The sequence below is a fragment of the Grimontia sp. SpTr1 genome, from assembly GCF_947387585.1.
GTDB classification, from domain to species: Bacteria; Pseudomonadota; Gammaproteobacteria; order Enterobacterales; family Vibrionaceae; genus Enterovibrio; species Enterovibrio indicus.
The window spans coordinates 164,766-185,575 of the sequence record NZ_CANDOD010000011.1 but is presented as its reverse complement, the minus strand read 5'-3'; the positions used below and the strand labels follow the sequence as shown (position 1 = coordinate 185,575).

The window sequence follows — 20,810 nt, the reverse complement described above, 5'->3', positions numbered from 1 at the left end:
TTGTTCACTGATTACGTAGAAATGAAAAAGCCAGCAACTGCTGGCTTTTCTAGTATCGACTGCCTGAATATTTTAGAAAATCTGCTCGTCGTCAGCATCTACGAATAAGTTGATGGTTTTGTGCTGAGAGTCGATGATGAGATTCAAGTGAATAGCGTTACAGCATGCTGGGCAATCGTCATAAAATTCCTGATCACCACCGCTGGTATCCAAAGTAATGCGAATCCTGTGTCCACAGTGCGGACAATCGATCCCTCTTTCAGTGTAATTTTGCATGTTCAACTCCCTATCTGAACTGCGAGCCAATAACATGACGAAGAAAAGATAGCTGTTTCTTCTTGTGCTCATGTGTTTCCATTCTAAGAAGCCAAGAATGTTTGCTCAGTGAAATAAGAACAAAGTATGACCGAGCGCCGGAAATCCCGTTGAATTATTGGGTTGCGATATAGTTCGTAACAGTTGTATCCGGCATTCTTATTGGGATACGTAAGAATTTATTACAGAGTGTGAGTGTAAGTTACGTTCTGTGAGTGTCGTTCAAGAAGGGAGTGAAACAGTAGGGCAAAACTCGACATTTTGCCCTGATTTTGGAGATTAAGCCTCCAACATTTTGATGCTTAATTCGTCCAGCGATGTAAGTTTGACGTCGCTGATCACCCAGCGTTCTTGAGCGGCAACCTCATGTTCTGGCACGACAATTGTGCGCATCTGGGCGGCTTTTGCAGCCAATAGCCCAGTAAAAGAATCTTCCAAAGCGACGCAGTTTTGCGGGGCAATGCCTAAGCCCTCTGCGGCGTTCAGATAGACCTCTGGATGAGGCTTGCCATACTTCAAATGCTCTGCAGAGTGGCATTGTTCAAACCAAGCTTCGATACCCAAAGCTTCCAGCGTCGCGTTGATCAGTTTTAGCGGTGAAGAAGAGGCAAGGGCAATGCGCAGGTTGGCTTCTTTGCAGAGCGTTAGTGCGTGCATTACGCCTGGCTTCATCGGTTTATGAATCGAAACTAGCTCAATCACTTTGTCGAGGATCATGTCGCACACTTCCTCGCAGGAAGGGCCTTCCCAACCTTGGGTTTTATAATAATGCTTAATAATCTGGTCTATGCGGATGCCCGTGGTATCAATGGTGTCCTGACGGGTTAGTGTTACCCCAAGACCCTGTAGTACGGCGAGTTGTGCATCTTGCCAAAAGGGTTCTGAGTCGACCAACAGGCCGTCCATGTCGAAAATTGCTGCTTGGATCATGAGAGCTCCCAAAAAAAGAAAAAGGCGCCAAAGCGCCTTATTCTGAACGATGATGTCTACACAAGAAAATCAAATCAGCTCAAGTTTGTTGATCAGCGCCTCGGTTTCAGCCAAATAAGGACCGCCGAAAAGTAGGCAGTGGTTGAGCATATGGTAAAGGTTGTAGAGGTCTTTACGATCTTCGAATCCTTCATCGAGTGGCCACACCTCTTCGTAACCTTCGTAGAACGCTTCTGGGAATCCACCAAACAGATAAGTCATGGCAATATCGACTTCACGATCTCCCCAATAAGAGGCAGGGTCATACACAATTGGCCCATTCATGGTTGATGACGCATTGCCTTTCCATAAATCGCCATGCACAAGGCTGGCTTTCGGTTGATGGCCGTTCAGTCGTTCTTTTACTGCTTCGACAATGGTTTCTACATCACCAAATGACATGCCTCTTTCTTCTGCCAGCTGAAGCTGGAAACCGATACGGTGATCAGCGAAGAAATTCGCCCATTTCCGATGCCAACTGTTCCGTTGCTCCGTTGTGCCAATGAAGTTATCAATATCAAAGCCGTACTCGAGTTGTTCTCCCCATTGATGAAGCTTCGCCAGCTCCTTGCCGAGTAGATAGGCGTTTTCACTGTCAAGAGGTTTCATCGGAATGTAGTCCAGCACCAATACCGACTTTTCTTTAATAATGCCGAGATAAATGACCTGAGGGATCGAGACTTCACCGCTATTCGCGAGGTGACGAAGGCTTTCGGCTTCGGCCTCGAACACAGGCAAATTGTCTCGTGAATTCACTTTCACAAAGAAGCGCATATTCCCACTGGTAATGGCGTAACACTCGTTGATGTCACCTCCATCGATGGGCGTTTTTTCTTCGACTTCAAACTGCTGACCCAGAGCGAGCGAAAGCTGAACTGAGAGCGAATGCCACATAAGTGCACCTCTTCATGACGATGAAAATTGGTGTGATAACAAAATAGTAGCGCAATTCACTGGGAGTGATATGTGTCTAATCCCACAATCTGTGTCGGTTTTTTGAATTTTGGAGAAAATAAGACAAAGCCCCGTAAAAACGGGGCGTTAGAGAACGAAATACGGTCAACAAAAACTAGAAACTGGGTAACAGTCTCGTTGGCATGTATTTGTTGTGGCTGGCTTCTTTTAGGTGAGCATTTGCCTTCTCGATATCTGGTGCGAAGTAGCGATCTTTGTCGTAGAAGGTAACGTGACTTCTGAGCTCTGCCTTGATCTGCTCTAAGCGCTGGGAGGTTTTCAGCGGTGCACGGAAATCCAACCCCTGACACGCAGCGAGCAGCTCCACGGCCAGAATGCCACGTGTATTGTCGGCCATTTCTGCCAGGCGACGCCCTGCAAAGGTTGCCATGGAAACGTGATCTTCTTGGTTTGCTGAGGTTGGCAAGCTGTCTACGGATGCAGGGTGGGCGAGCGTTTTGTTTTCGCTGGCCAACGCGGCGGAGGTGACCTGTGCAATCATAAAGCCGCTGTTGACACCGCCATTGTCGACGAGAAACGGAGGCAGCTTGCTTAATCCGCTATCGATAAGCAGCGCCATGCGTCGCTCGGACAAGCTACCGATTTCTGCAATCGCCAAGGCGAGGTTGTCTGCCGCCATCGCAACGGGTTCTGCATGGAAGTTACCGCCGGAAATGATGTCGCCATCATCACAGAAAACAAGCGGGTTATCAGACACTGAGTTAGCTTCGACTTCGAGTACGTCAGCAGCATGTCGAATTTGCTGTAAACATGCGCCCATCACTTGTGGCTGGCAACGCAGGGAGTAGGGATCCTGCACTTTTTCACAGCCTTGATGGCTATCGCCAACTTCACTGCTGGTGTCCAACAGGTGACGGTAAGCATCTGCTGCGTCCATTTGCGCTCGGTGACCGCGTACGCGGTGAATGCGAGGATCAAACGGACGGCGGCTGCCTAATGCCGCTTCAACGGAAAGTGCACCGCACGCGGTGGCAGAAGCGAAAAGATCTTCAGCAGCAAACAAGCCTTCCAGAGCAAAAGCGGTTGAGGCTTGCGTGCCATTCAACAGTGCCAATCCTTCTTTTGGACCAAGCGTGATTGGCTCTAACCCAGCAATTTTCAGCGCCATCGCGCCGGAAATGATTTCACCTTTGTGCCTAGCCTGACCTTCACCTAGCAAAACGGTGCTCATGTGGGCGAGAGGAGCCAAGTCGCCAGACGCACCCACCGAACCTTTCTTGGGAATACAAGGGAAGACTTCGGCATTAATCAGTTTTGCCAGCGCATCAACCACAGAAAAACGGATACCGGAATAACCACGGGCCAGGCTTGAGATTTTCAGTACCATCATCAGGCGTACGGTGGCGTCATCCATAAACTCGCCAATGCCCGCCGCATGGGAAAGCACAATCGAGCGCTGCAGGGTTTCAAGGTCTTCCAGTTCAATACGGGTGTTGGCAAGCAACCCAAAACCCGTGTTGATGCCATAAACCACACGGCCTTCATCAAGCACGCTGGCAACGGTATCAACACTTTCCTGCATGGTCTCGGCTACGCCTTCGGCAAACTTAACCTGCGTAGGTTCACGGCTGACATGGCGAAGATCTTTGAGTGTTAGCGCACCCGGAATGAGCGTTAGTTTATTCATTATTATTAGCTCCTTACTGCTTGACCGGAACGTTTGGAAGGTCGAGCAAAGGTAAGTCAAGTTGTTGTTCTTTCGCGCAGTTTATCGCGATACCGTATCCGGCATCTGCATGGCGCATCACACCGGTGGCAGGGTCATTGTGCAAGACGCGCCCGACACGTTTCGCTGCATCATCTGTACCGTCGCACACGATCACCACACCAGAGTGTTGCGAGAAGCCCATGCCCACACCGCCGCCATGGTGCAGTGATACCCACGTCGCTCCTGATGCGGTATTGAGCAAGGCGTTGAGCAGTGGCCAGTCGGATACGGCGTCAGAGCCATCCATCATGCCTTCGGTTTCGCGGTTTGGACTTGCTACTGAGCCTGAATCTAAGTGATCACGACCAATCACAATCGGCGCTTTCAGCTCGCCGTTTTTCACCATTTCGTTGAAAGCTAAACCAAGGCGTGCGCGGTCTTTTAAACCCACCCAACAAATACGTGCAGGTAATCCTTGGAACTGAATGCGTTCGCGCGCCATATCCAGCCAGTTATGGAGGTGAGGATTGTCCGGGATCAGCTCTTTGACTTTCTGGTCGGTTTTATAAATATCCTCCGGATCCCCAGACAGTGCAGCCCAACGGAAGGGGCCGATGCCCTGACAGAAAAGAGGACGGATATAGGCAGGCACAAAACCGGGGAAATCAAACGCGTTCTCGACACCTTTTTCCAGTGCCATTTGGCGAATGTTGTTGCCGTAATCCAGCGTTGCTGCACCGCGAGACTGCAGTGTCAGCATAGCTTTAACTTGTTCTGCCATTGAAGCTTTCGCTGCGTCAACAACGGCGGCCTCGTCTTCTTTGCGCTTTTCAGCTGCATCTTCCATAGTCCAGCCCTGAGGCAAATAGCCATTTAACGGATCGTGAGCAGAGGTTTGGTCAGTGACGACATCAGGCGTAATACCGCGCTCGACAAGTTGAGCGAAGATATCCGCCGCATTGCCAAGCAGGCCAATGGAGAGTGGCTTATTGTCATCGATTGATTGTTGAAGGATGGAGAGCGCTTCATCCAAATCGGTGGCTTTTCTGTCCACGTATCCGGTGCGTAGACGGTAATCGATTCGGCTTTCATCACATTCAACCGCGATCATTGAAAAGCCGGCCATGGTTGCGGCCAGAGGCTGCGCGCCTCCCATGCCACCAAGGCCACCGGTGAGCACCCAGCGTCCTTTCGCTTCTCCGCCAAAGTGCTTATTGGCGACGGCAACAAAGGTTTCGTAAGTGCCCTGAACGATGCCTTGGGATCCAATGTAAATCCAGCTACCCGCAGTCATCTGGCCGTACATGGCTAAACCTTGTTTATCGAGCTCATTAAAGTGCTCCCAGTTCGCCCAATGGGGGACCAGATTTGAGTTAGCAATCAATACGCGAGGGGCATCTTTATGCGTTGGGAAAACACCCACAGGTTTGCCGGATTGCACCAGCAGGGTTTGATCGTCTTCCAGGCGGCTAAGCACCTCTACGATTTTGTCATAGCACTGCCAGTTTCTCGCTGCGCGTCCAATACCGCCGTAAACCACCAAAGCGTGAGGGTGTTCGGCCACGTCAGGATGCAGGTTGTTCATCAGCATTCGAAGCGGCGCTTCAGTCAGCCAAGACTTTGCCGTCAGTTTTGTGCCTGTCGGCGCTTTGATGGTGCGTGACAGATCGAGACGTGGGTCATTCATTGTTTCACTCCTTGGTTTTCGGTGACCAGATGGTCAGCAAGGCTGCGCGAAATCGTCCAAACCAGACGGGCAGCAAGTCGAGAGGTATGGTTGTCTATGTCATAGCGCGGGTTCAGCTCCGCGATATCGGCAATCTTCAATTTGGGTAAGCCGTGTTTATCCTTCGCGTTGCCTATATGGCGAATTAGGTGTTCCACCAAAACGTAATCGACGCCATGTGCAGCAGGGGCGCTTACTCCTGGCGCTGTGGAGGCAGGAAAAACATCAATGTCGATGGTTAGGTAAATAGCATCCATTTCCGAGACGAAAGTGCTGAGTTTGTCTTCGATGGTAGCAAGCGTGGCGGCGGTGAAATCTGTGTCTTCGACAACCAGAACGTTGAGGTCTTCGGCTTTATCAAATAGCGCTTGAGTGTTGCTGGCGCGGCTTACACCTAGACAAGCGTAATGAAATGCCCATTGGCGGTTATGGCAGAACTCTGCGATTTGTGAAAACGGTGTACCTGAGCTGCCATTGAGTGCATTGCCAGAGGGCGTGCGGAGATCAAAATGTGCGTCAAAGTTGATGATGCCGATCTTGGGGATGTCCGAGGGGCTTTTCTGTAGATAGTGATTTGCCAAACCCTGAAACGAGCCCCATGCCACTTCGTGCCCGCCGCCCAAGATCAAAGGAAAGTGTTTTTGGCGCATTGCCTCAGAGATATTGTCTGCTAGTCGTTTCTGCGCTTTAGAAAGGTCATGATCATCACAGCATACATCGCCACTATCAAAGAGGGGGAGTGCGTGATGGTGCCACGGCAAGCTTGCAAGCATCTTACGGATTTCGTTAGGTGCGGAATACGCCCCAACTCGGCCTTTATTGCGAGACACGCCTTCATCACAAGCGAAACCAATCAACATACAGCCGGGCTCATTTGCTTGGTCTGCGCTTTGCACTTTTTGGTGAAAGCGGAGGCCGCGTTCGCCATCTTCTGGATCTGTCCGGCCTTGCCAGACGCTCATATCAATAGTCATTGGCTTTGACTCCTTTCAGATAGCGCGCATGAAGTGGCGCAAGGCCCACTTGATAGCTGAGCTGTGCTGGAGACGTTAAATCCCACACGGCGAAATCAGCATCAAATCCAGCGGCTATTTGTCCTTTTTTATTGAGTCCCAGCGCCTTTGCAGCATGACGGGTCACGCCGTAAAGGTTCTCTTTCGGTGTCAGCCCAAATAGGGTAGATGCCATGTTCATCATGAGAGTCAGGCTGGCAAAGGGAGCCGTTCCAGGGTTGAAGTCAGTGGCAATCGCCATTGGGACATTGTGTTGACGCAGCCAGTCAATGGGGGGCCTTTGGGTTTCTCGTAAGAAGTAGAACGCGCCGGGAAGCAGGGTGGCGACAGTGCCGTTTTCAGCGAGGGCTTTGACGCCTTCTTCGCAAAGATATTCGATGTGATCCACGGAAAGTGCGCCCATTTCGGCGGCGAGCGCACTGCCACCCAAATTGGAAAGTTGTTCGGTATGTCCTTTAACTTGTAGTCCGTGCTTTCGTGCGGCATCGAAGACTTTCGCCATTTGCTCTGGGGAGAATCCAATGCCTTCGCAGAATACATCGACGGCGTCAGCAAGGTTCAATTCAGCCGCTGCGGGGATCATTTCTTCGCAAACCAGCGAAATGTAACCGTCGCTGTTGTTTTTGAATTCAGGCGGCAACGCGTGTGCGCCAAGCAGCGTGGTGGTGATATTTACATCCAGCTCTTGCTCTAACCCTTTTGCTGCTTTGAGCATCTTGATTTCATGCTCGACCGTCAGTCCGTATCCGCTTTTGACTTCAATAGTTGTGACGCCGTCACGCGTTAGAGCTCTAGCGCGTGGAAGCGCCAAAGAGACGAGTTCTTCAAGTGAAGCCTCACGGGTCGCTTTAACGGTAGAAAGAATACCGCCGCCGTTTCTTGCTATCTGTTCGTAGGGAACACCTTGCAAGCGTTGTTCAAATTCACCAGAGCGGTCACCAGCAAAAATGATGTGGGTATGCGCATCGATAAGCCCAGGCGTAACTAACCGGTTTTCCAGCGAAACCATTTGATAACCGGAGGTAGAGAGGTTTTCACCTACGGCAACGATACTGCCATTTTCGACAGCAATCATATGGTTGTCGCGTACTTGGTATCCCTCAGTACGAATGACGTCTGTATCCATTGAAACAAGACGACAATCCGTGAACATCTTCTTCATTTTTACTGCGCTCTTTATTTGTATATATAAATGTATAGACAAATAAGAGGGCGATGACAAGATCAGTTGTTATTAAATTGTGATCGAGGGTGTAAAGTTCAGCGGCCACTTTTAGGGGCTGTTGACCTTTGGTGGTTAAATTTTGTTCTCGCTATAAGCGTTTTAGGCGCGGCGAGGTGTGTGCCGCCTAGTCACTCTAAGCAAATACACCTCAACAAAGCATAAAACGCTTAGAGCAGAACCCTCCGGGCAGCGCTTGTGGGGAATTTCTGCTGCGTTATCGGCTTCTCATGTAGGCTAGCTACACATCGAAGCCTCTGCCTTGCATAAAATCCCCACAAACTGCTGCAAAAACCATCACCAAAGGTCAACAGCCCCTAGGAAAACCACTGAATTTAATAAGGTAGTTTGGTCTTGCGGTTGACTGGACTTAGAGTTCTGCGCGTGCGCTCAGTTTGTAGCGGTTACCGGGATGGAAGAGAAGGGCTGCACTGACTAGTTGGTTCTCACTCCAGGTACGTCGGTGGAGTAAAAGGCAAGGCTGGTTAGTTTCGATTTGTAGAAGGTTAGCAATGTGCGCAGGAGGTAAAATAGCTTCCACCGTGTGTTCGATGATGCCTACCGGGCATTGGGACACCAGATATTGATTTGGCGTCATCGAGGAAAAGTCCTGATTTAAATAATCAGGTGCAAATGCAGGGTTTACCCAACGAAGTTCAACCTGAATGGGTATGTCATCGGCAAAATGGACGATTTCACTTTTGAATACATCGCTACCTAGCATAATACCGAGACGCATTGCCACATCTTCTGGCGCGCGTATTCTTCTTAAGGATATGATTTCACTGTGATGTGCTTGACCACGCCCTGATATTTCTTCTGCGATATTGCGGATATCCATCAGAGGACTTTCCGCTTTGCGCTGGCATACAAACGTGCCCAAACGAGGCGTTCGTTCCAGCCAACCCTCATTGACTAAATCTCTTACCGCTTTGTTTACTGTCATTCTACTGACCGAAAATTGCTCACAAAGCTCTGCTTCTGTTGGCACTTTTGCGCCAACTGGCCATTCCTGTGATTCAATTTTCTCAATCAGGAAGTCTTTAATCTGCTGGAAGCGGGGAGATTTCGGCATAGGTTCTCAGTGTCATATTGGTATATACAAATAATCATTGATGAAGTCAGAGCGAAAATCAAGGCCGATAGTCAGGGAGTCGGATGAAGCGCATAAATCAATCCTTTGTCTTATCTTTTGTTATGGCCTTGATTTAACACTGAACGGTAAGATTTTTGTCTCAATTTATTCATATGGTACATACAGAATGCAGTACGGTGACTAACGTAATACCCATAAAACCTAAAGGAAGTGGTACATGAAGAATATCGTCAAGTTGGGTTTAGTGTTTTCATTGTTAGCTGCAGGGTCAGCAATCGCATCTGAAGGCTATACACTTGGACCTCGTCCATTGTTTCTTGTTGCAGATATGGATGAAGGAAAACTGAAAGAGAAGCTGGAAACGTGTTTGGAGGACAAACCGAAGAAAAGTGCTTTCTCGATTGGTCATCGTGGCGCTGCTTTAATGTTTCCAGAACATACGAAGGAGTCTTATATAGCGGCAGCCCAGATGGGGGCTGGTGTGGTGGAGTGTGATGTCACATTTACCAAAGACAAAGCGCTTGTTTGTCGCCATTCCCAGAACGATCTTCACACCACGACAGATGTGTTAGCTCACTCGGATCTCGCTGCAAAATGCACAGTACCTTTCAAGCCAGCTAATTTGAAGACCGGCACGAAAGCGCAGGTTGAGTGTCGTACGACGGATTTCACTTTGGATGAATTTAAGCGCTTGAAAGGAAAAATGGATGGTGCAAATCCAATGGCGACAACACCTGAGGAATACATGAATGGTACGGCTGGCTGGCGCACCGATCTTTACAACAGTCGCGGCACTTTGATGACACACGCGGAGAGTATTGAGCTGTTCAAAACGCTTGGAGTGAAAATGACGCCGGAGTTAAAAAGCCCAGTTGTCGACATGCCTTACGAGGGTTTCACGCAACAAGATTACGCGCAAAAGATGATTGATGAGTATAAAGAAGCCGGCGTGAAAGCATCTGACGTCTTTGCGCAGTCGTTCGATATTGAAGATGTGAAATACTGGATTGCTTCAGAGCCTGCTTTTGGTGAGCAAGCAGTGTTACTTGATGCGCGTATGTACAAAGACCGAACGTGGAAACCTACTTCAGAAGACATGAAAGCCCTTAAAGCGTCAGGTATTGAATTTATTGCTCCGCCGTTGTTTGCGCTAGTGTCGTTAGGCGATGAGGGCGAGATTGTTCCTTCTGATTACGCAAAACTGGCTAAGGATGCAGACTTGAAAATCATTGCTTGGACACTAGAGCGTTCTGGTCAGTTGAGCAATGGTGGCGGTTGGTATTATCAGTCGATAAAAGATGCGACCAACAACGATGGTGATGTCTTTAACTTACTGCATGTATTGGCTCAGGATGTTGGCGTTGTAGGCGTGTTTTCTGATTGGCCAGCGACAACCACCTTCTATGCAAATTGCATGGATATTAGATAAAAAAAGGGCCTCATCGACGGGTGTCGTTGGGGCCCAAAGCTACAGCATTGCAACATCACTGAATCATTACGTGACGTTTTTAGCTTCAGTTCACTTCACTTACTCAACATTCTCTTTATCAATTTCTGCGAGCTTCATTGCGAACTGTACATAAGCTCTGCGCTCCTCGGCTGACAGGTGTCGATTAACAGCCAGGAAGGCAATGAAGCTATCCATGATGGGCTACAAAAGGTCTTGTTCTTGAGTGTCGCAATCGATGTACCGTGGCAGGAGTTTGTGCATTTGGTTGAGCAGACCAGGTTCGAGGTCGATCTCGTTATCCATTTCCTCCGCTTGCGCTAATGCCGTCGCCACCTTGTTGAAGTTCGCCTTTTTGGTATCTGGCGTTTGGTTCTGACATTGACTGGCAATGAGCTCACTAAAACTTTGTATATGTCGGTTTAAAGCCTTTTCTGAGATATCGGCGTGTGCAGGCGTGAGAATGAATAGGGCTAAAAGAGCAACAAATATGAAGATGTTAGGCATGAGCAACTCTTAATACTGCGATGTTGATAGTGACGTCATGAGAGGTTTATTCCATCTTCCTGTTTTGGTGCCAAATGACCACCTTTAAGGAAAGGAATTTCGTATCAAAGTGTTTGCTGGAGTGAATTTTGGACTGAAGATCTCCATATAGGGAAAATAAATAGCGATATAAGCGATTGTTTTGTCGGTTGATACCGTTATAAGAAGGTCGGAATTTCCCAATAATGGTCCCCCTTTAGTTTGGTGGTGGTGGGAAGTGAGTTGCTTAGTAAATAGGTGACGGTTCGTAAAATAGCAATCAACGGGGCTATGGCCGTTTCTAAGTAAACTGATGGGGATAGCGCATGATTGGTTGCGTTATTCCACCACATGGTTACAATCCTCTTTCGATTCGGGTTCAGACATTTTGATTGGTACCAAAATTGGACCCTCAAGAATCTTTTCATTCTCGTGCATTCATCGCTCTCTAAGCTGGATGCAAAAAATCCAAACAAGTGTTACTTCGTGTGTAACACCACTGTAAATAGGACAATATAATGCCTGTAATTACTCTTCCTGACGGTAGTCAACGTTCATTTGATAACCCAGTTTCTACTTACGACGTCGCTGCTGACATCGGTCCTGGTCTTGCTAAAGCATGTATCGCGGGTCGTGTTAACGGTCAACGCGTTGATGCGTGCGACCCGATTGAAAACGACGCGAATCTGGAAATCATCACTGCGAAAGACGAAGACGGCCTTGAGATCATTCGCCACTCTTGTGCTCACTTGCTGGGTCATGCGATTAAGCAGCTTTTCCCTGACGTGAAAATGGCGATCGGTCCAACCATCGACAGCGGTTTCTATTACGACGTTGACCTTGACCGTTCTCTGACTCAAGAAGACCTGGATGCGATTGAAAAGCGCATGAAGGATTTGGCGAAAACCAAATACCAGGTCATCAAGAAGAACGTGAGCTGGCAGGAAGCGCGTGATGCTTTTGAATCACGTGGCGAACCTTACAAGATGGAAATTCTGGATGAAAACGTATCTCGCGATGATCGTCCAGGCCTTTACCATCACGAAGAATACATCGACATGTGTCGTGGTCCGCACGTACCGCACATGGGTTTCTGCCAAAACTTTAAAATCCTGAACGTTGCTGGTGCATACTGGCGCGGTAACAGCGATAACAAGATGCTGCAACGTATCTACGGTACGGCTTTCAACGACAAGAAAGAACTGAAAGCTCACCTGCAGCGTTTGGAAGAAGCCGCAAAACGTGACCACCGTAAACTGGGCAAGCAGCTTGACCTTTACCACATGCAACAAGAAGCACCGGGTATGGTGTTCTGGCATCACAACGGTTGGGTTGTTTTCCGTGAACTGGAAACTTTTGTTCGTGCAAAACTGAACGAATACGATTACCAGGAAGTGAAAGGTCCGCTTATCATGGACCGTGTTCTGTGGGAGCGTTCTGGTCACTGGGACAAGTACGCTGACTACATGTTCACCACTCAATCTGAGAACCGTGAATACGCACTGAAGCCAATGAACTGCCCTGGCCACGTTCAGATCTTCAACCAAGGTTTGAAATCTTACCGTGACCTGCCATTGCGTATGGCTGAATTCGGCAGCTGTCACCGTAACGAGCCATCAGGCGCGTTGCACGGCCTGATGCGTGTTCGTGGTTTCACGCAAGATGACGCACACATTTTCTGTACCCCAGAGCAGGTGCAACAGGAAGTGACGTCTTGTATCAAGATGGTTTACGACACTTACCAGACTTTCGGTTTCGACGAGATCGTGGTTAAGCTGTCTACCCGTCCTGAAATGCGCGTAGGTTCTGATGAAATGTGGGATCGCGCTGAGAAAGCACTGGCTGAAGCACTGGAATCTATGGACATTAAGTTCGAGATTCTGGAAGGCGAGGGTGCATTCTACGGTCCTAAGATTGAATTTACTTTGCATGACTGTTTGGATCGTGCGTGGCAGTGTGGTACTGTGCAGCTCGATTTTGCTCTGCCTGAGCGTTTGGGCGCAACGTACGTTGGCGAAGACAACGAACGTCACACCCCAGTAATGATTCACCGTGCGATTCTGGGTTCACTGGAACGTTTTATCGGTATTCTGATTGAAGAATACGCGGGTCATTTCCCAAGCTGGTTAGCTCCACAACAAGCTGTAGTGATGAACATTACCGACAATCAAGCGGAATATGTTCAGGAAGTAGCGAAAAAACTGCAAAAAGCAGGATTTAGAGCGTCTGCAGACTTGAGAAACGAGAAGATTGGCTTTAAAATCCGCGAACACACTTTGAAGCGCGTACCTTATATGTTGGTTTGTGGCGACCAGGAAATGGAAGCTGGCGAAATCGCGGTACGTACACGCAAAGGTAAAGACTTGGGTAAATATAAAATTGACGAATTCGTTTCTCTGCTCGAGAACGAAGTTCGCACCCGAACTCTTAATATTTTGGAGGATTAAGGTATTAAAGGCGCAAGAAAAGTCCCGGCTAAACAAAATGCTCACCGTCTTAACGAAGAACTTCGTGGTCTGCGTGAAGTACGTCTGACTGGTATTGATGGTGATCAGCTTGGTATTGTTTCATATGATGAAGCGATTAAAGCGGCAGAAGATGCTGGTGTTGATCTGGTAGAAATTAGCCCTAATGCCGAGCCGCCAGTATGTCGTGTGATGGACTACGGTAAGTTCATCTACGAAAAGAGTAAGGCTGCGAAAGAGCAGAAGAAAAAGCAAAAGATTGTCCAGATCAAGGAAGTTAAATTCCGTCCTGGAACCGATATTGGCGACTATCAGGTAAAACTACGCAACCTGGTTCGCTTTATTGAAGAGGGTAACAAGGTCAAGGTTACTATCCGTTTCCGTGGTCGCGAAATGGCGCACCAGGATATCGGTGTTGACGTTCTGAACCGACTGAAGGAAGACACTGCTGAAATCGCTTCAGTAGAAAGCTTCCCTTCAAGAATTGAAGGTCGTCAAATGATCATGGTTCTTGCCCCTAAGAAGAAGTAATTTCGGCATACAAGTAACGAGAGGCTATGCCTTCGGGCATAGCCTCTTTGTTCGCCAAATTACACTGTTATTAATTGCATACAATGCGGAGTTATTCATCATGCCTAAGATGAAAGCAAACAAAGGCGCTGCTAAGCGTTTCAAGAAAACTGGTGGCGGTTTCAAGTTCAAGCACGCAACTAAGCGTCACATCCTGACTAAGCGTACTACTAAGAACAAACGTCAACTGCGTCCTAACTCAATTCTGCCTAAGTGCGAAATGGGTGCAGTTGCGCGTATGCTTCCATACGCATAATTTTCTTAGTATTTTTAACGAATTAGTTTAGGAGAGACATAATGCCTCGCGTAAAACGTGGTGTACAAGCTCGTGCACGTCATAAGAAAGTTCTGAAACAAGCTAAAGGTTACTACGGTGCACGTTCACGTGTTTACCGCGTAGCTTTCCAAGCAGTAACTAAAGCTGGTCAATACGCTTACCGTGACCGTCGTCAGAAGAAACGTCAATTCCGTCAACTGTGGATTGCACGTATCAACGCTGCGGCTCGTCAAAACGGTATGTCTTACAGCCGTTTCATCAACGGTCTGAAGAAAGCGTCTATCGAAATCGATCGTAAGATCCTGGCTGATATCGCTGTATTCGACAAAGCTGCATTCTCTGTTCTGGTAGAGAAAGCGAAAGCTGCTCTGTAATTTATTACAGAATAGACTTTGTGAGAAAGGGGAGCTTCGGCTCCCCTTTTTCTATTCTAAATCGAACCGTCAGTTCGCTGTACAAGAAGCCAGCAGCTCCCAAGGCGAGTTTTCGTAAAGCCCCGGTATTTGCTGGGTTGTCCACCATTTCGCCTGATAGTTTTCTCCCCCATACGTGACAACACTACCTTCAACATATGTTGTATATACATTCCAATCGTCTTTGGGGCATAAGGTCAGCGGCTCAGGGTTTTTCATCCAATCAATGATTTCAATGTGGCTGACAAACCGCACTTCAGATTTTGATAATGCGTACTCGATAAATTTGGAGAGGGCAGCTTGGCGGCTTTGGGTGTCCGAACCCGGCATTCCATATTGTTCTTGTCCATTCACCAACCCATAGAAGCCGGAATGTAATCCCAAAACCAAAGGTGCTCTGTTTCCTTTCAAACGTAAATCCAGGTTATAGGCATAAATGGCAAACACCTCATCTCCTGAGAGTCCAGCTGCGCCCCAAGCTGGCTCGGAGTATAGGTTCCAGTCGAAGTTGTCACCTTTGCCAGATTCACGGTCAAACCAAGGTACACGCTTGGCGATCTTGTCCCTCAAAGAATAATCAATGCCATATTCCGATGTCAGATTATCTGGTGGTACGATCAATGTGTGTGCAGGAACTTCCCACAAACCTGAATAGTTGGCTATTTGCGGTTTCCAACCACTATTAACGGCAAGATCATGCTCTGGACTGCCGTTCTCAAGAGTGTATGGCCAGTAATTGTTGGTTCCGTCATGGGCGGGTGTTATGCCTGCGGGAAAACTGACGTCGTAGGCTATACCGTTTTGAATGACTGCCTTTAAAGTGTTGTCATTGTAGGTAAGAAAAGGCGCTCGGAATCCATGCGCTTTTTCAATACCTATACCGCCATCTTCAACAGCGGAGGTGAGAAACTGATTACAGAGTGTCACTTCTTGCTGCCAAGCTTCTTGAGTCATCCAACTATCCAAGGGATTCCAGTTCACCTTGTCATCCGGGTGTGTTTCGGTGTGGTTTCCAATGTCATGGCCCGCTTGGTGGGCGCGTCGCCATAAGTTTAAAACGTCTTCGTTTTCCCTAGATTGGCCGCAAAGCATAAAGAATGACGCGGTAGGGTTGCGATTAGCATGTTTGTCCATGCCATTAGGATTTTTGTGAGAGGCCAGGGTATCGAGAACCCACTTAAGACCTTCTAAGTCGTTGTTATCATCAAAGCCTAGCGAGACGAACATAGGCGTTTTTGCAGTATCAATCGGTGATAATTGAGAAGGTGGGTAAGCATTTTCCATTGCGAGTACTTGTGCTGACATAACTATTGGAAGAAAAAGCGAGTAACTGGTTTTTTTACCCGTAATGTGCCAACTGAATTTTGCCATTGTATTGTCCTATTTTTAGCTTCTACGTTATTGAATGTGAGCAAGAGCTCATCCACTAGAAAATACATACTCGGGCCTGATTTCTACGAAATCTTGTACGTGCTGTTATCAAAGTTTGACTGTAACGATAGCGGAGGCTGTAAGTTGCATTCAGCGCAGAACAGATATTGGTATTTGATCGCACTAAGTGGTGAATCAATAAGCAATTTTCTGAGTCAATTGCGTTGCCATGGGCTTGAATCTGGGTAAATTCACGTCGTTGAAAAATATCAGGTGATAAAATCGCCGACGATTTAGTCATGACCGCCATTAAACGGCTATTTCAGATTGGATTTGAGGCGCGGTTTATTTACTATGTACCGTTACGTCTTATACCAATTCTCAGAGCGTGATCTGCCATTGCGAATTCGCACTGGAAAGACGGATTCTGCTACGAGAATTGGTATATCTTTTACTCCCCCGTAGGACACTGCCTAGACAGGCAGATGAGGAAACGATGCAACAACTAGAAGAGATTCTATCCAACGCAACGGCTGCTATCGAAGCAGTTGATTCAGTTGCGGCTCTGGATGAGGTGCGTGTTAAGTACCTGGGCAAAAAAGGTGAGCTGACCCTCCAGCTTCAGCAGTTGGGCAAACTTCCGCCGGAAGAGCGCCGTGAAGCGGGTGCAAGCATCAACAAAGCAAAGCAAGCAGTTCAACAAGCGCTGACCGAGCGTAAAGTTGCACTGGAAAGTGCAGAGCTTGAAGCGAAGCTGGCAGCTGAGACCATTGATGTGACTCTGCCGGGTCGTCGTATCGAGAACGGTGGCATTCACCCTGTTACCCGCACTATCGAACGTATCGAAAGCTTCTTTGGTGAGCTTGGCTTTAGCGTTCAAACAGGCCCAGAAATCGAAGACGCATTCCACAACTTCGATGCTCTGAACATTGCGGAAGACCACCCAGCGCGTACTGATCACGACACTTTCTTCTTCAACCCGGATCTGATGCTGCGCACGCACACTTCAGGTGTTCAAATCCGTACGATGGAAAACAACCAGCCGCCACTGCGCTTTATCGCACCGGGCCGTGTTTACCGTAACGACTACGACCAGACTCACACCCCAATGTTCCATCAGGTCGAGGGTATGCTGGTTGACGAAAACGTAAACTTTGCACAGCTTAAAGGCATCCTGAACGACTTCCTGTGTAACTTCTTCGAAGAAGATCTGGAAGTACGTTTCCGTCCGTCATACTTCCCATTCACTGAGCCTTCAGCAGAAGTTGATGTTAAAGGCAAAAACGGCAAATGGCTGGAAGTACTGGGCTGCGGTATGGTTCACCCGAACGTACTGCGTTCTGTTGGCATTGACCCAGAAAAATACTCAGGTTTCGCATTCGGTATGGGCGTAGAGCGTCTGACCATGCTGCGCTACGGCGTAAACGACCTGCGTGCGTTCTTCGAGAACGATCTGCGTTTCCTGAAACAATTCAAGTAAGCATTGGGGTAATTGATAAATGAAATTCAGTGAATCCTGGCTTCGCGAGTGGGTTAATCCTGCAGTAAACAGCGAAGAACTAGCACACCAAATCACCATGGCAGGTCTGGAAGTCGACGACATTGAAGCTGTTGCAGGTGAGTTTACCGGCGTTGTTGTTGGTGAAGTGGTTGAGTGCGGCCAGCACCCTGATGCAGACAAATTGCGTGTTACTAAAGTGAACGTTGGCGGTGAAGAGCTGCTGGACATCGTTTGTGGTGCACCGAATTGCCGTCTTGGCCTGAAAGTAGCCGTAGCGACTGTTGGCGCTGTGCTGCCAGGCGACTTCAAAATTAAGAAAGCAAAACTGCGCGGTCAGCCATCTCACGGCATGCTGTGTTCGTTCTCTGAGCTGGGTATTGACGTCGAGTCAAATGGCATCATGGAACTGCCTGCGGATGCAGTAATCGGTACTGATTTCCGTGAGTTCCTGAAGCTGAACGACGTGACTATCGATGTAGACCTGACTGCAAACCGTGCTGACTGTCTGAGCATCAAAGGTTTGGCACGTGAAGTAGGCGTTCTGAACCGTGCTGAAGTATGTCAGCCAGCGTTCGAGAAAGTCACTCCGGCAATCGACGACAAAATCTCTGTTGCGATCGAAGCGCCAGCAGCGTGTCCACGTTACCTGGGCCGTGTGGTTCGTAACGTTAACGTTAAAGCGGCCACGCCACTGTGGATTCAAGAAAAACTGCGTCGTAGCGGTATCCGTTCTATCGACCCAATTGTAGACATCACCAACTACGTGATGCTGGAACAAGGTCAGCCAATGCATGCATTCGATCTGGCGAAGATCGAGGGTGGCATCGTTGCACGTATGGCGAAACCAGGTGAAAAACTGGTTCTGCTGGACGGCAATGAAGCTGAGCTGAACGAAAATACGCTGGTTATTGCTGACCATAATAAAGCGCTGGCGATTGCAGGTATTTTCGGTGGTCAGGATTCTGGCGTAAATGCAGAAACCACGACTGACGTTCTGTTGGAAGCAGCATTCTTTGCACCAGACGCAATCCGCGGTCGCGCACGTAGCTATGGCCTTCACACTGATTCTTCACACCGCTTCGAGCGTGGTGTTGATTCAACGCTGCAAAACTACGCGATGGAGCGTGCTACTCAGCTGCTTATCGATATCTGCGGTGGTGAAGCAGGTGAAATCGTAGGTCAGGAGTCTGAAGAGCACCTGCCTAAAGCGAACACCATTGCATTGCGTCGTACCAAGCTGGACAACCTGCTGGGTCACCAGATTTCTTCTGAAGACGTGGTAGAGATCCTGAGCCGTCTGGGCTGCGAAGTTGAAACGACTGAGCAAGGTTGGACTGCGAAAGCGCCTTCATGGCGTTTCGACATGGCGATTGAGCAAGACTTGATTGAAGAAGTTGGCCGTATCTATGGCTACGACAACATTCCAAACCAAGCGCCTGTAGCCTCTCTGAACATGAATGAACACAAAGAGGCGAATCAACCTCTGAAACGTGTTCGTGATCTGCTGGTTGACCGTGGTTACCACGAAGCGATTACTTATAGCTTTGTTGAACCAAACCAACAGAAACTGATTGTGCCAGACGTAGAGCCATTGATTCTGCCGAACCCAATTTCAGCAGACATGTCAGCCATGCGCCTGAGCCTTTGGACTGGCTTATTGAATACCGTTGCTTACAACCAGAAACGTCAACAGCCACGCGTTCGTCTGTTTGAAGCAGGTCTTCGTTTTATCCCTGAACAAGCCGCAGAAAACGGCATGCGTCAGGAAATGATGTTGGCAGGTGTGATTGCAGGCCCTCGTTCAGAAGAGCACTGGGACATCGCAACAAACACCGTCGATTTCTTCGACCTGAAAGGCGATCTCGAAGCGATTTTGGAGCTGACTGCAAACGAGCTGAGCTACAGCTTTAAAGCTGCTAAGCATCCAGCACTGCACCCAGGTCAATCAGCAGCAATTGAAGTCGATGGCAAAGTCGTGGGCTACATCGGTACGGTTCATCCTGAACTTGAGCGTAAGTTTGGCCTGAACGGCCGTACCATCGTATTCGAAATCGAATGGTCAGCGATTAACACTCGAGTCATTCCAGAAGCGGTTGTTATCTCCAAGTTCCCGGCTAACCGCCGTGACATCGCTGTGATTGTTGCTGACGACGTTGAGTCAGAGGCTGTGGTTCGTGCTTGTTTGGAAACCGATAATGCACTGATCACCGGTTCTAAGCTGTTTGACCTTTACAAGGGCAAGGGCGTAGAAGACGGCAAGAAGAGTTTGGCTATCGCTTTGAGCCTGCAATCCACTGAGCGCACCTTGGAAGAAAGTGATATTTCTGAGGCGGTTGCATCGGTTATAGCATTGCTTGGCGAGAAATTTGGCGCGCATCTTCGCGACTAATTACAAATTTATTAATAAAAAAGCAGCCCAATGGCTGCTTTTTTTATGTCTAAAAGTTCTAACACGTATCATTCTGATAAATCTATGTTTTATCATAATCTTAACAAGTCTCGACTTGCAAACGATTAAAACCCCAGTAAAAACATCACTTAATGACTATATTCACAATATCGTGTCTCGGTTTTTATGCATGACTCGAGAATGAAAAGCTCATAAACAGAGCACTGTTCTAAATAATGATATGGAAAAAAGTTGGCGCAAATCAGCCAGTTGGCTTACACTGTTCGATAGTTGCTGCTGGAGATTATGCTGCCCGACGAAGGAGCAAGTGAATAATTTCTTCGCAGTGCAATCGTGGTGTAGATACGACGTATCACATTTGTGTTCAACATTTCTTGAGGGAATGACCTATGGCGCTCACCAAGGCCGATTTGGCTGAGAACCTGTTTGAGAACGTCGGGATGAGCAAGCGGGACGCCAAGGAAACTGTCGAAGCGTTTTTCGAAGAAGTTCGTAAAGCGTTAGAAAGTGGCGAACAAGTCAAATTGTCTGGCTTCGGAAATTTTGATCTTCGTGACAAGAACGAACGTCCTGGCCGTAACCCAAAGACGGGCGAAGATATTCCTATCACGGCGCGTCGCGTTGTTACGTTCCGTCCGGGCCAAAAACTGAAGGCACGTGTCGAAAAAGCCAAAGTAGACAATTAATCGTCGTACGAGAGTTTTCCAAAGAACCGTGGTTATTTAACCGCGGTTTTTTATTGCCTGTAAGTTAGGGGCTTCGGCATTTTCGCATGGCGATATAGGCGTCTAATTGCGTTTGTTATCAGAGTGTTTAATTTGTATATTGGGGGTCAGATACGAGAAGAACACATAAAACAAAATAATC

18 protein-coding genes are annotated in these 20,810 nt (G+C 48.2%); 8 read left to right on the top strand and 10 right to left on the bottom strand.

Annotated elements, in window-relative coordinates:
• Positions 1-72: 72 nt before the first annotated feature.
• The 8 genes from QL223_RS16365 to hutC all read right to left on the bottom strand — a co-directional run bounded on the left by QL223_RS16365 (position 73) and on the right by hutC (position 8,943).
• Positions 73-276 carry a CPXCG motif-containing cysteine-rich protein gene (locus tag QL223_RS16365; protein ID WP_039850230.1) on the bottom strand — a complete coding sequence of 68 codons (204 nt, stop codon included), beginning with the start codon at positions 274-276 and terminating at the stop codon, positions 73-75.
• Between the two features lie 318 nt (positions 277-594).
• Positions 595-1,245: a hexitol phosphatase HxpB gene (gene hxpB, locus QL223_RS16360; RefSeq protein ID WP_002540113.1), complete on the bottom strand. Its 651-nt coding sequence runs from the start codon at positions 1,243-1,245 to the stop codon at positions 595-597.
• 69 nt (positions 1,246-1,314) lie between these two features.
• On the bottom strand, positions 1,315-2,178 hold the full coding sequence (locus tag QL223_RS16355) for a fructosamine kinase family protein (RefSeq protein ID WP_002540112.1): 864 nt from the start codon (positions 2,176-2,178) through the stop codon (positions 1,315-1,317).
• Positions 2,179-2,353: 175 nt separating this feature from the next.
• Entirely contained in the window at positions 2,354-3,886 is a 1,533-nt protein-coding gene (gene hutH, locus QL223_RS16350; protein ID WP_281545329.1) for a histidine ammonia-lyase, read from the bottom strand.
• Between the two features lie 13 nt (positions 3,887-3,899).
• On the bottom strand, positions 3,900-5,594 hold the full coding sequence (gene hutU / locus QL223_RS16345; protein ID WP_281545328.1) for a urocanate hydratase: 1,695 nt from the start codon (positions 5,592-5,594) through the stop codon (positions 3,900-3,902).
• Positions 5,591-6,607 carry a formimidoylglutamase gene (gene hutG, locus QL223_RS16340; RefSeq protein ID WP_281545327.1) on the bottom strand — a complete coding sequence of 339 codons (1,017 nt, stop codon included), beginning with the start codon at positions 6,605-6,607 and terminating at the stop codon, positions 5,591-5,593. The genes hutU and hutG overlap by 4 nt, the downstream gene beginning before the upstream one ends.
• Positions 6,597-7,808: an imidazolonepropionase gene (gene hutI / locus QL223_RS16335; protein WP_281545326.1), complete on the bottom strand. Its 1,212-nt coding sequence runs from the start codon at positions 7,806-7,808 to the stop codon at positions 6,597-6,599. Before hutI ends, hutG begins: the two co-directional genes overlap by 11 nt.
• 430 nt (positions 7,809-8,238) lie before the next feature.
• Positions 8,239-8,943 carry a histidine utilization repressor gene (hutC, locus tag QL223_RS16330; RefSeq protein WP_002540106.1) on the bottom strand — a complete coding sequence of 235 codons (705 nt, stop codon included), beginning with the start codon at positions 8,941-8,943 and terminating at the stop codon, positions 8,239-8,241.
• A gap of 238 nt (positions 8,944-9,181) precedes the next feature.
• Between hutC and QL223_RS16325 the strand changes: the two genes are divergently transcribed.
• Entirely contained in the window at positions 9,182-10,393 is a 1,212-nt protein-coding gene (locus QL223_RS16325; protein ID WP_281545325.1) for a glycerophosphodiester phosphodiesterase family protein, read from the top strand.
• 222 nt (positions 10,394-10,615) lie between these two features.
• On the opposite strand, the gene QL223_RS16320 is transcribed toward QL223_RS16325, so the two are convergent.
• Positions 10,616-10,918: a hypothetical protein gene (locus QL223_RS16320; protein ID WP_281545324.1), complete on the bottom strand. Its 303-nt coding sequence runs from the start codon at positions 10,916-10,918 to the stop codon at positions 10,616-10,618.
• Positions 10,919-11,454: 536 nt separating this feature from the next.
• On the opposite strand from QL223_RS16320, the gene thrS reads away from it, so the two are divergent.
• From thrS to rplT, 4 genes are all read left to right on the top strand, one after another.
• Positions 11,455-13,383, top strand: coding sequence for a threonine--tRNA ligase (thrS, locus tag QL223_RS16315; protein WP_281545323.1), 1,929 nt, complete (start codon positions 11,455-11,457; stop codon positions 13,381-13,383).
• Positions 13,384-13,386: 3 nt separating this feature from the next.
• On the top strand, positions 13,387-13,932 hold the full coding sequence (gene infC / locus QL223_RS16310; protein ID WP_082111321.1) for a translation initiation factor IF-3: 546 nt from the start codon (positions 13,387-13,389) through the stop codon (positions 13,930-13,932).
• A 100-nt stretch (positions 13,933-14,032) separates the two neighbouring features.
• A complete protein-coding gene (gene rpmI, locus QL223_RS16305) occupies positions 14,033-14,227 on the top strand; it encodes a 50S ribosomal protein L35 (RefSeq protein ID WP_002540100.1) in 195 nt (64 codons plus the stop codon).
• A 41-nt stretch (positions 14,228-14,268) separates the two neighbouring features.
• Complete coding sequence (rplT, locus tag QL223_RS16300; protein ID WP_002540099.1) at positions 14,269-14,622, top strand: 50S ribosomal protein L20; 354 nt, start codon at positions 14,269-14,271, stop codon at positions 14,620-14,622.
• Between the two features lie 69 nt (positions 14,623-14,691).
• Here the strand turns inward: rplT and QL223_RS16295 are convergent, their stop codons facing one another.
• A complete protein-coding gene (locus tag QL223_RS16295) occupies positions 14,692-16,032 on the bottom strand; it encodes a polysaccharide deacetylase family protein (protein ID WP_281545322.1) in 1,341 nt (446 codons plus the stop codon).
• A gap of 496 nt (positions 16,033-16,528) precedes the next feature.
• Between QL223_RS16295 and pheS the strand changes: the two genes are divergently transcribed.
• From pheS to ihfA, 3 genes are all read left to right on the top strand, one after another.
• Positions 16,529-17,512: a phenylalanine--tRNA ligase subunit alpha gene (gene pheS / locus QL223_RS16290; RefSeq protein ID WP_046302616.1), complete on the top strand. Its 984-nt coding sequence runs from the start codon at positions 16,529-16,531 to the stop codon at positions 17,510-17,512.
• A gap of 19 nt (positions 17,513-17,531) precedes the next feature.
• On the top strand, positions 17,532-19,922 hold the full coding sequence (gene pheT, locus QL223_RS16285; RefSeq protein WP_281545321.1) for a phenylalanine--tRNA ligase subunit beta: 2,391 nt from the start codon (positions 17,532-17,534) through the stop codon (positions 19,920-19,922).
• A 410-nt stretch (positions 19,923-20,332) separates the two neighbouring features.
• A complete protein-coding gene (gene ihfA / locus QL223_RS16280) occupies positions 20,333-20,629 on the top strand; it encodes an integration host factor subunit alpha (protein ID WP_002540095.1) in 297 nt (98 codons plus the stop codon).
• The last annotated feature ends 181 nt before the right edge of the window (positions 20,630-20,810 follow it).

What these genes read in the sequence shown, in the direction of transcription:
- thrS (WP_281545323.1), top strand. Translation starts at nt 11,455, where the DNA reads ATGCCTGTAATTACTCTTCCTGACGGTAGTCAACGTTCATTTGATAAC.
- pheT (WP_281545321.1), top strand. Translation starts at nt 17,532, where the DNA reads ATGAAATTCAGTGAATCCTGGCTTCGCGAGTGGGTTAATCCTGCAGTA.
- hutG (WP_281545327.1), bottom strand. Translation starts at nt 6,607, where the DNA reads ATGACTATTGATATGAGCGTCTGGCAAGGCCGGACAGATCCAGAAGAT.
- hutU (WP_281545328.1), bottom strand. Translation starts at nt 5,594, where the DNA reads ATGAATGACCCACGTCTCGATCTGTCACGCACCATCAAAGCGCCGACA.
- hutC (WP_002540106.1), bottom strand. Translation starts at nt 8,943, where the DNA reads ATGCCGAAATCTCCCCGCTTCCAGCAGATTAAAGACTTCCTGATTGAG.
- QL223_RS16320 (WP_281545324.1), bottom strand. Translation starts at nt 10,918, where the DNA reads ATGCCTAACATCTTCATATTTGTTGCTCTTTTAGCCCTATTCATTCTC.
- QL223_RS16295 (WP_281545322.1), bottom strand. Translation starts at nt 16,032, where the DNA reads ATGGCAAAATTCAGTTGGCACATTACGGGTAAAAAAACCAGTTACTCG.
- hxpB (WP_002540113.1), bottom strand. Translation starts at nt 1,245, where the DNA reads ATGATCCAAGCAGCAATTTTCGACATGGACGGCCTGTTGGTCGACTCA.
- ihfA (WP_002540095.1), top strand. Translation starts at nt 20,333, where the DNA reads ATGGCGCTCACCAAGGCCGATTTGGCTGAGAACCTGTTTGAGAACGTC.
- QL223_RS16325 (WP_281545325.1), top strand. Translation starts at nt 9,182, where the DNA reads ATGAAGAATATCGTCAAGTTGGGTTTAGTGTTTTCATTGTTAGCTGCA.
- QL223_RS16365 (WP_039850230.1), bottom strand. Translation starts at nt 276, where the DNA reads ATGCAAAATTACACTGAAAGAGGGATCGATTGTCCGCACTGTGGACAC.
- hutH (WP_281545329.1), bottom strand. Translation starts at nt 3,886, where the DNA reads ATGAATAAACTAACGCTCATTCCGGGTGCGCTAACACTCAAAGATCTT.
- pheS (WP_046302616.1), top strand. Translation starts at nt 16,529, where the DNA reads ATGCAACAACTAGAAGAGATTCTATCCAACGCAACGGCTGCTATCGAA.
- rplT (WP_002540099.1), top strand. Translation starts at nt 14,269, where the DNA reads ATGCCTCGCGTAAAACGTGGTGTACAAGCTCGTGCACGTCATAAGAAA.
- rpmI (WP_002540100.1), top strand. Translation starts at nt 14,033, where the DNA reads ATGCCTAAGATGAAAGCAAACAAAGGCGCTGCTAAGCGTTTCAAGAAA.
- hutI (WP_281545326.1), bottom strand. Translation starts at nt 7,808, where the DNA reads ATGAAGAAGATGTTCACGGATTGTCGTCTTGTTTCAATGGATACAGAC.
- QL223_RS16355 (WP_002540112.1), bottom strand. Translation starts at nt 2,178, where the DNA reads ATGTGGCATTCGCTCTCAGTTCAGCTTTCGCTCGCTCTGGGTCAGCAG.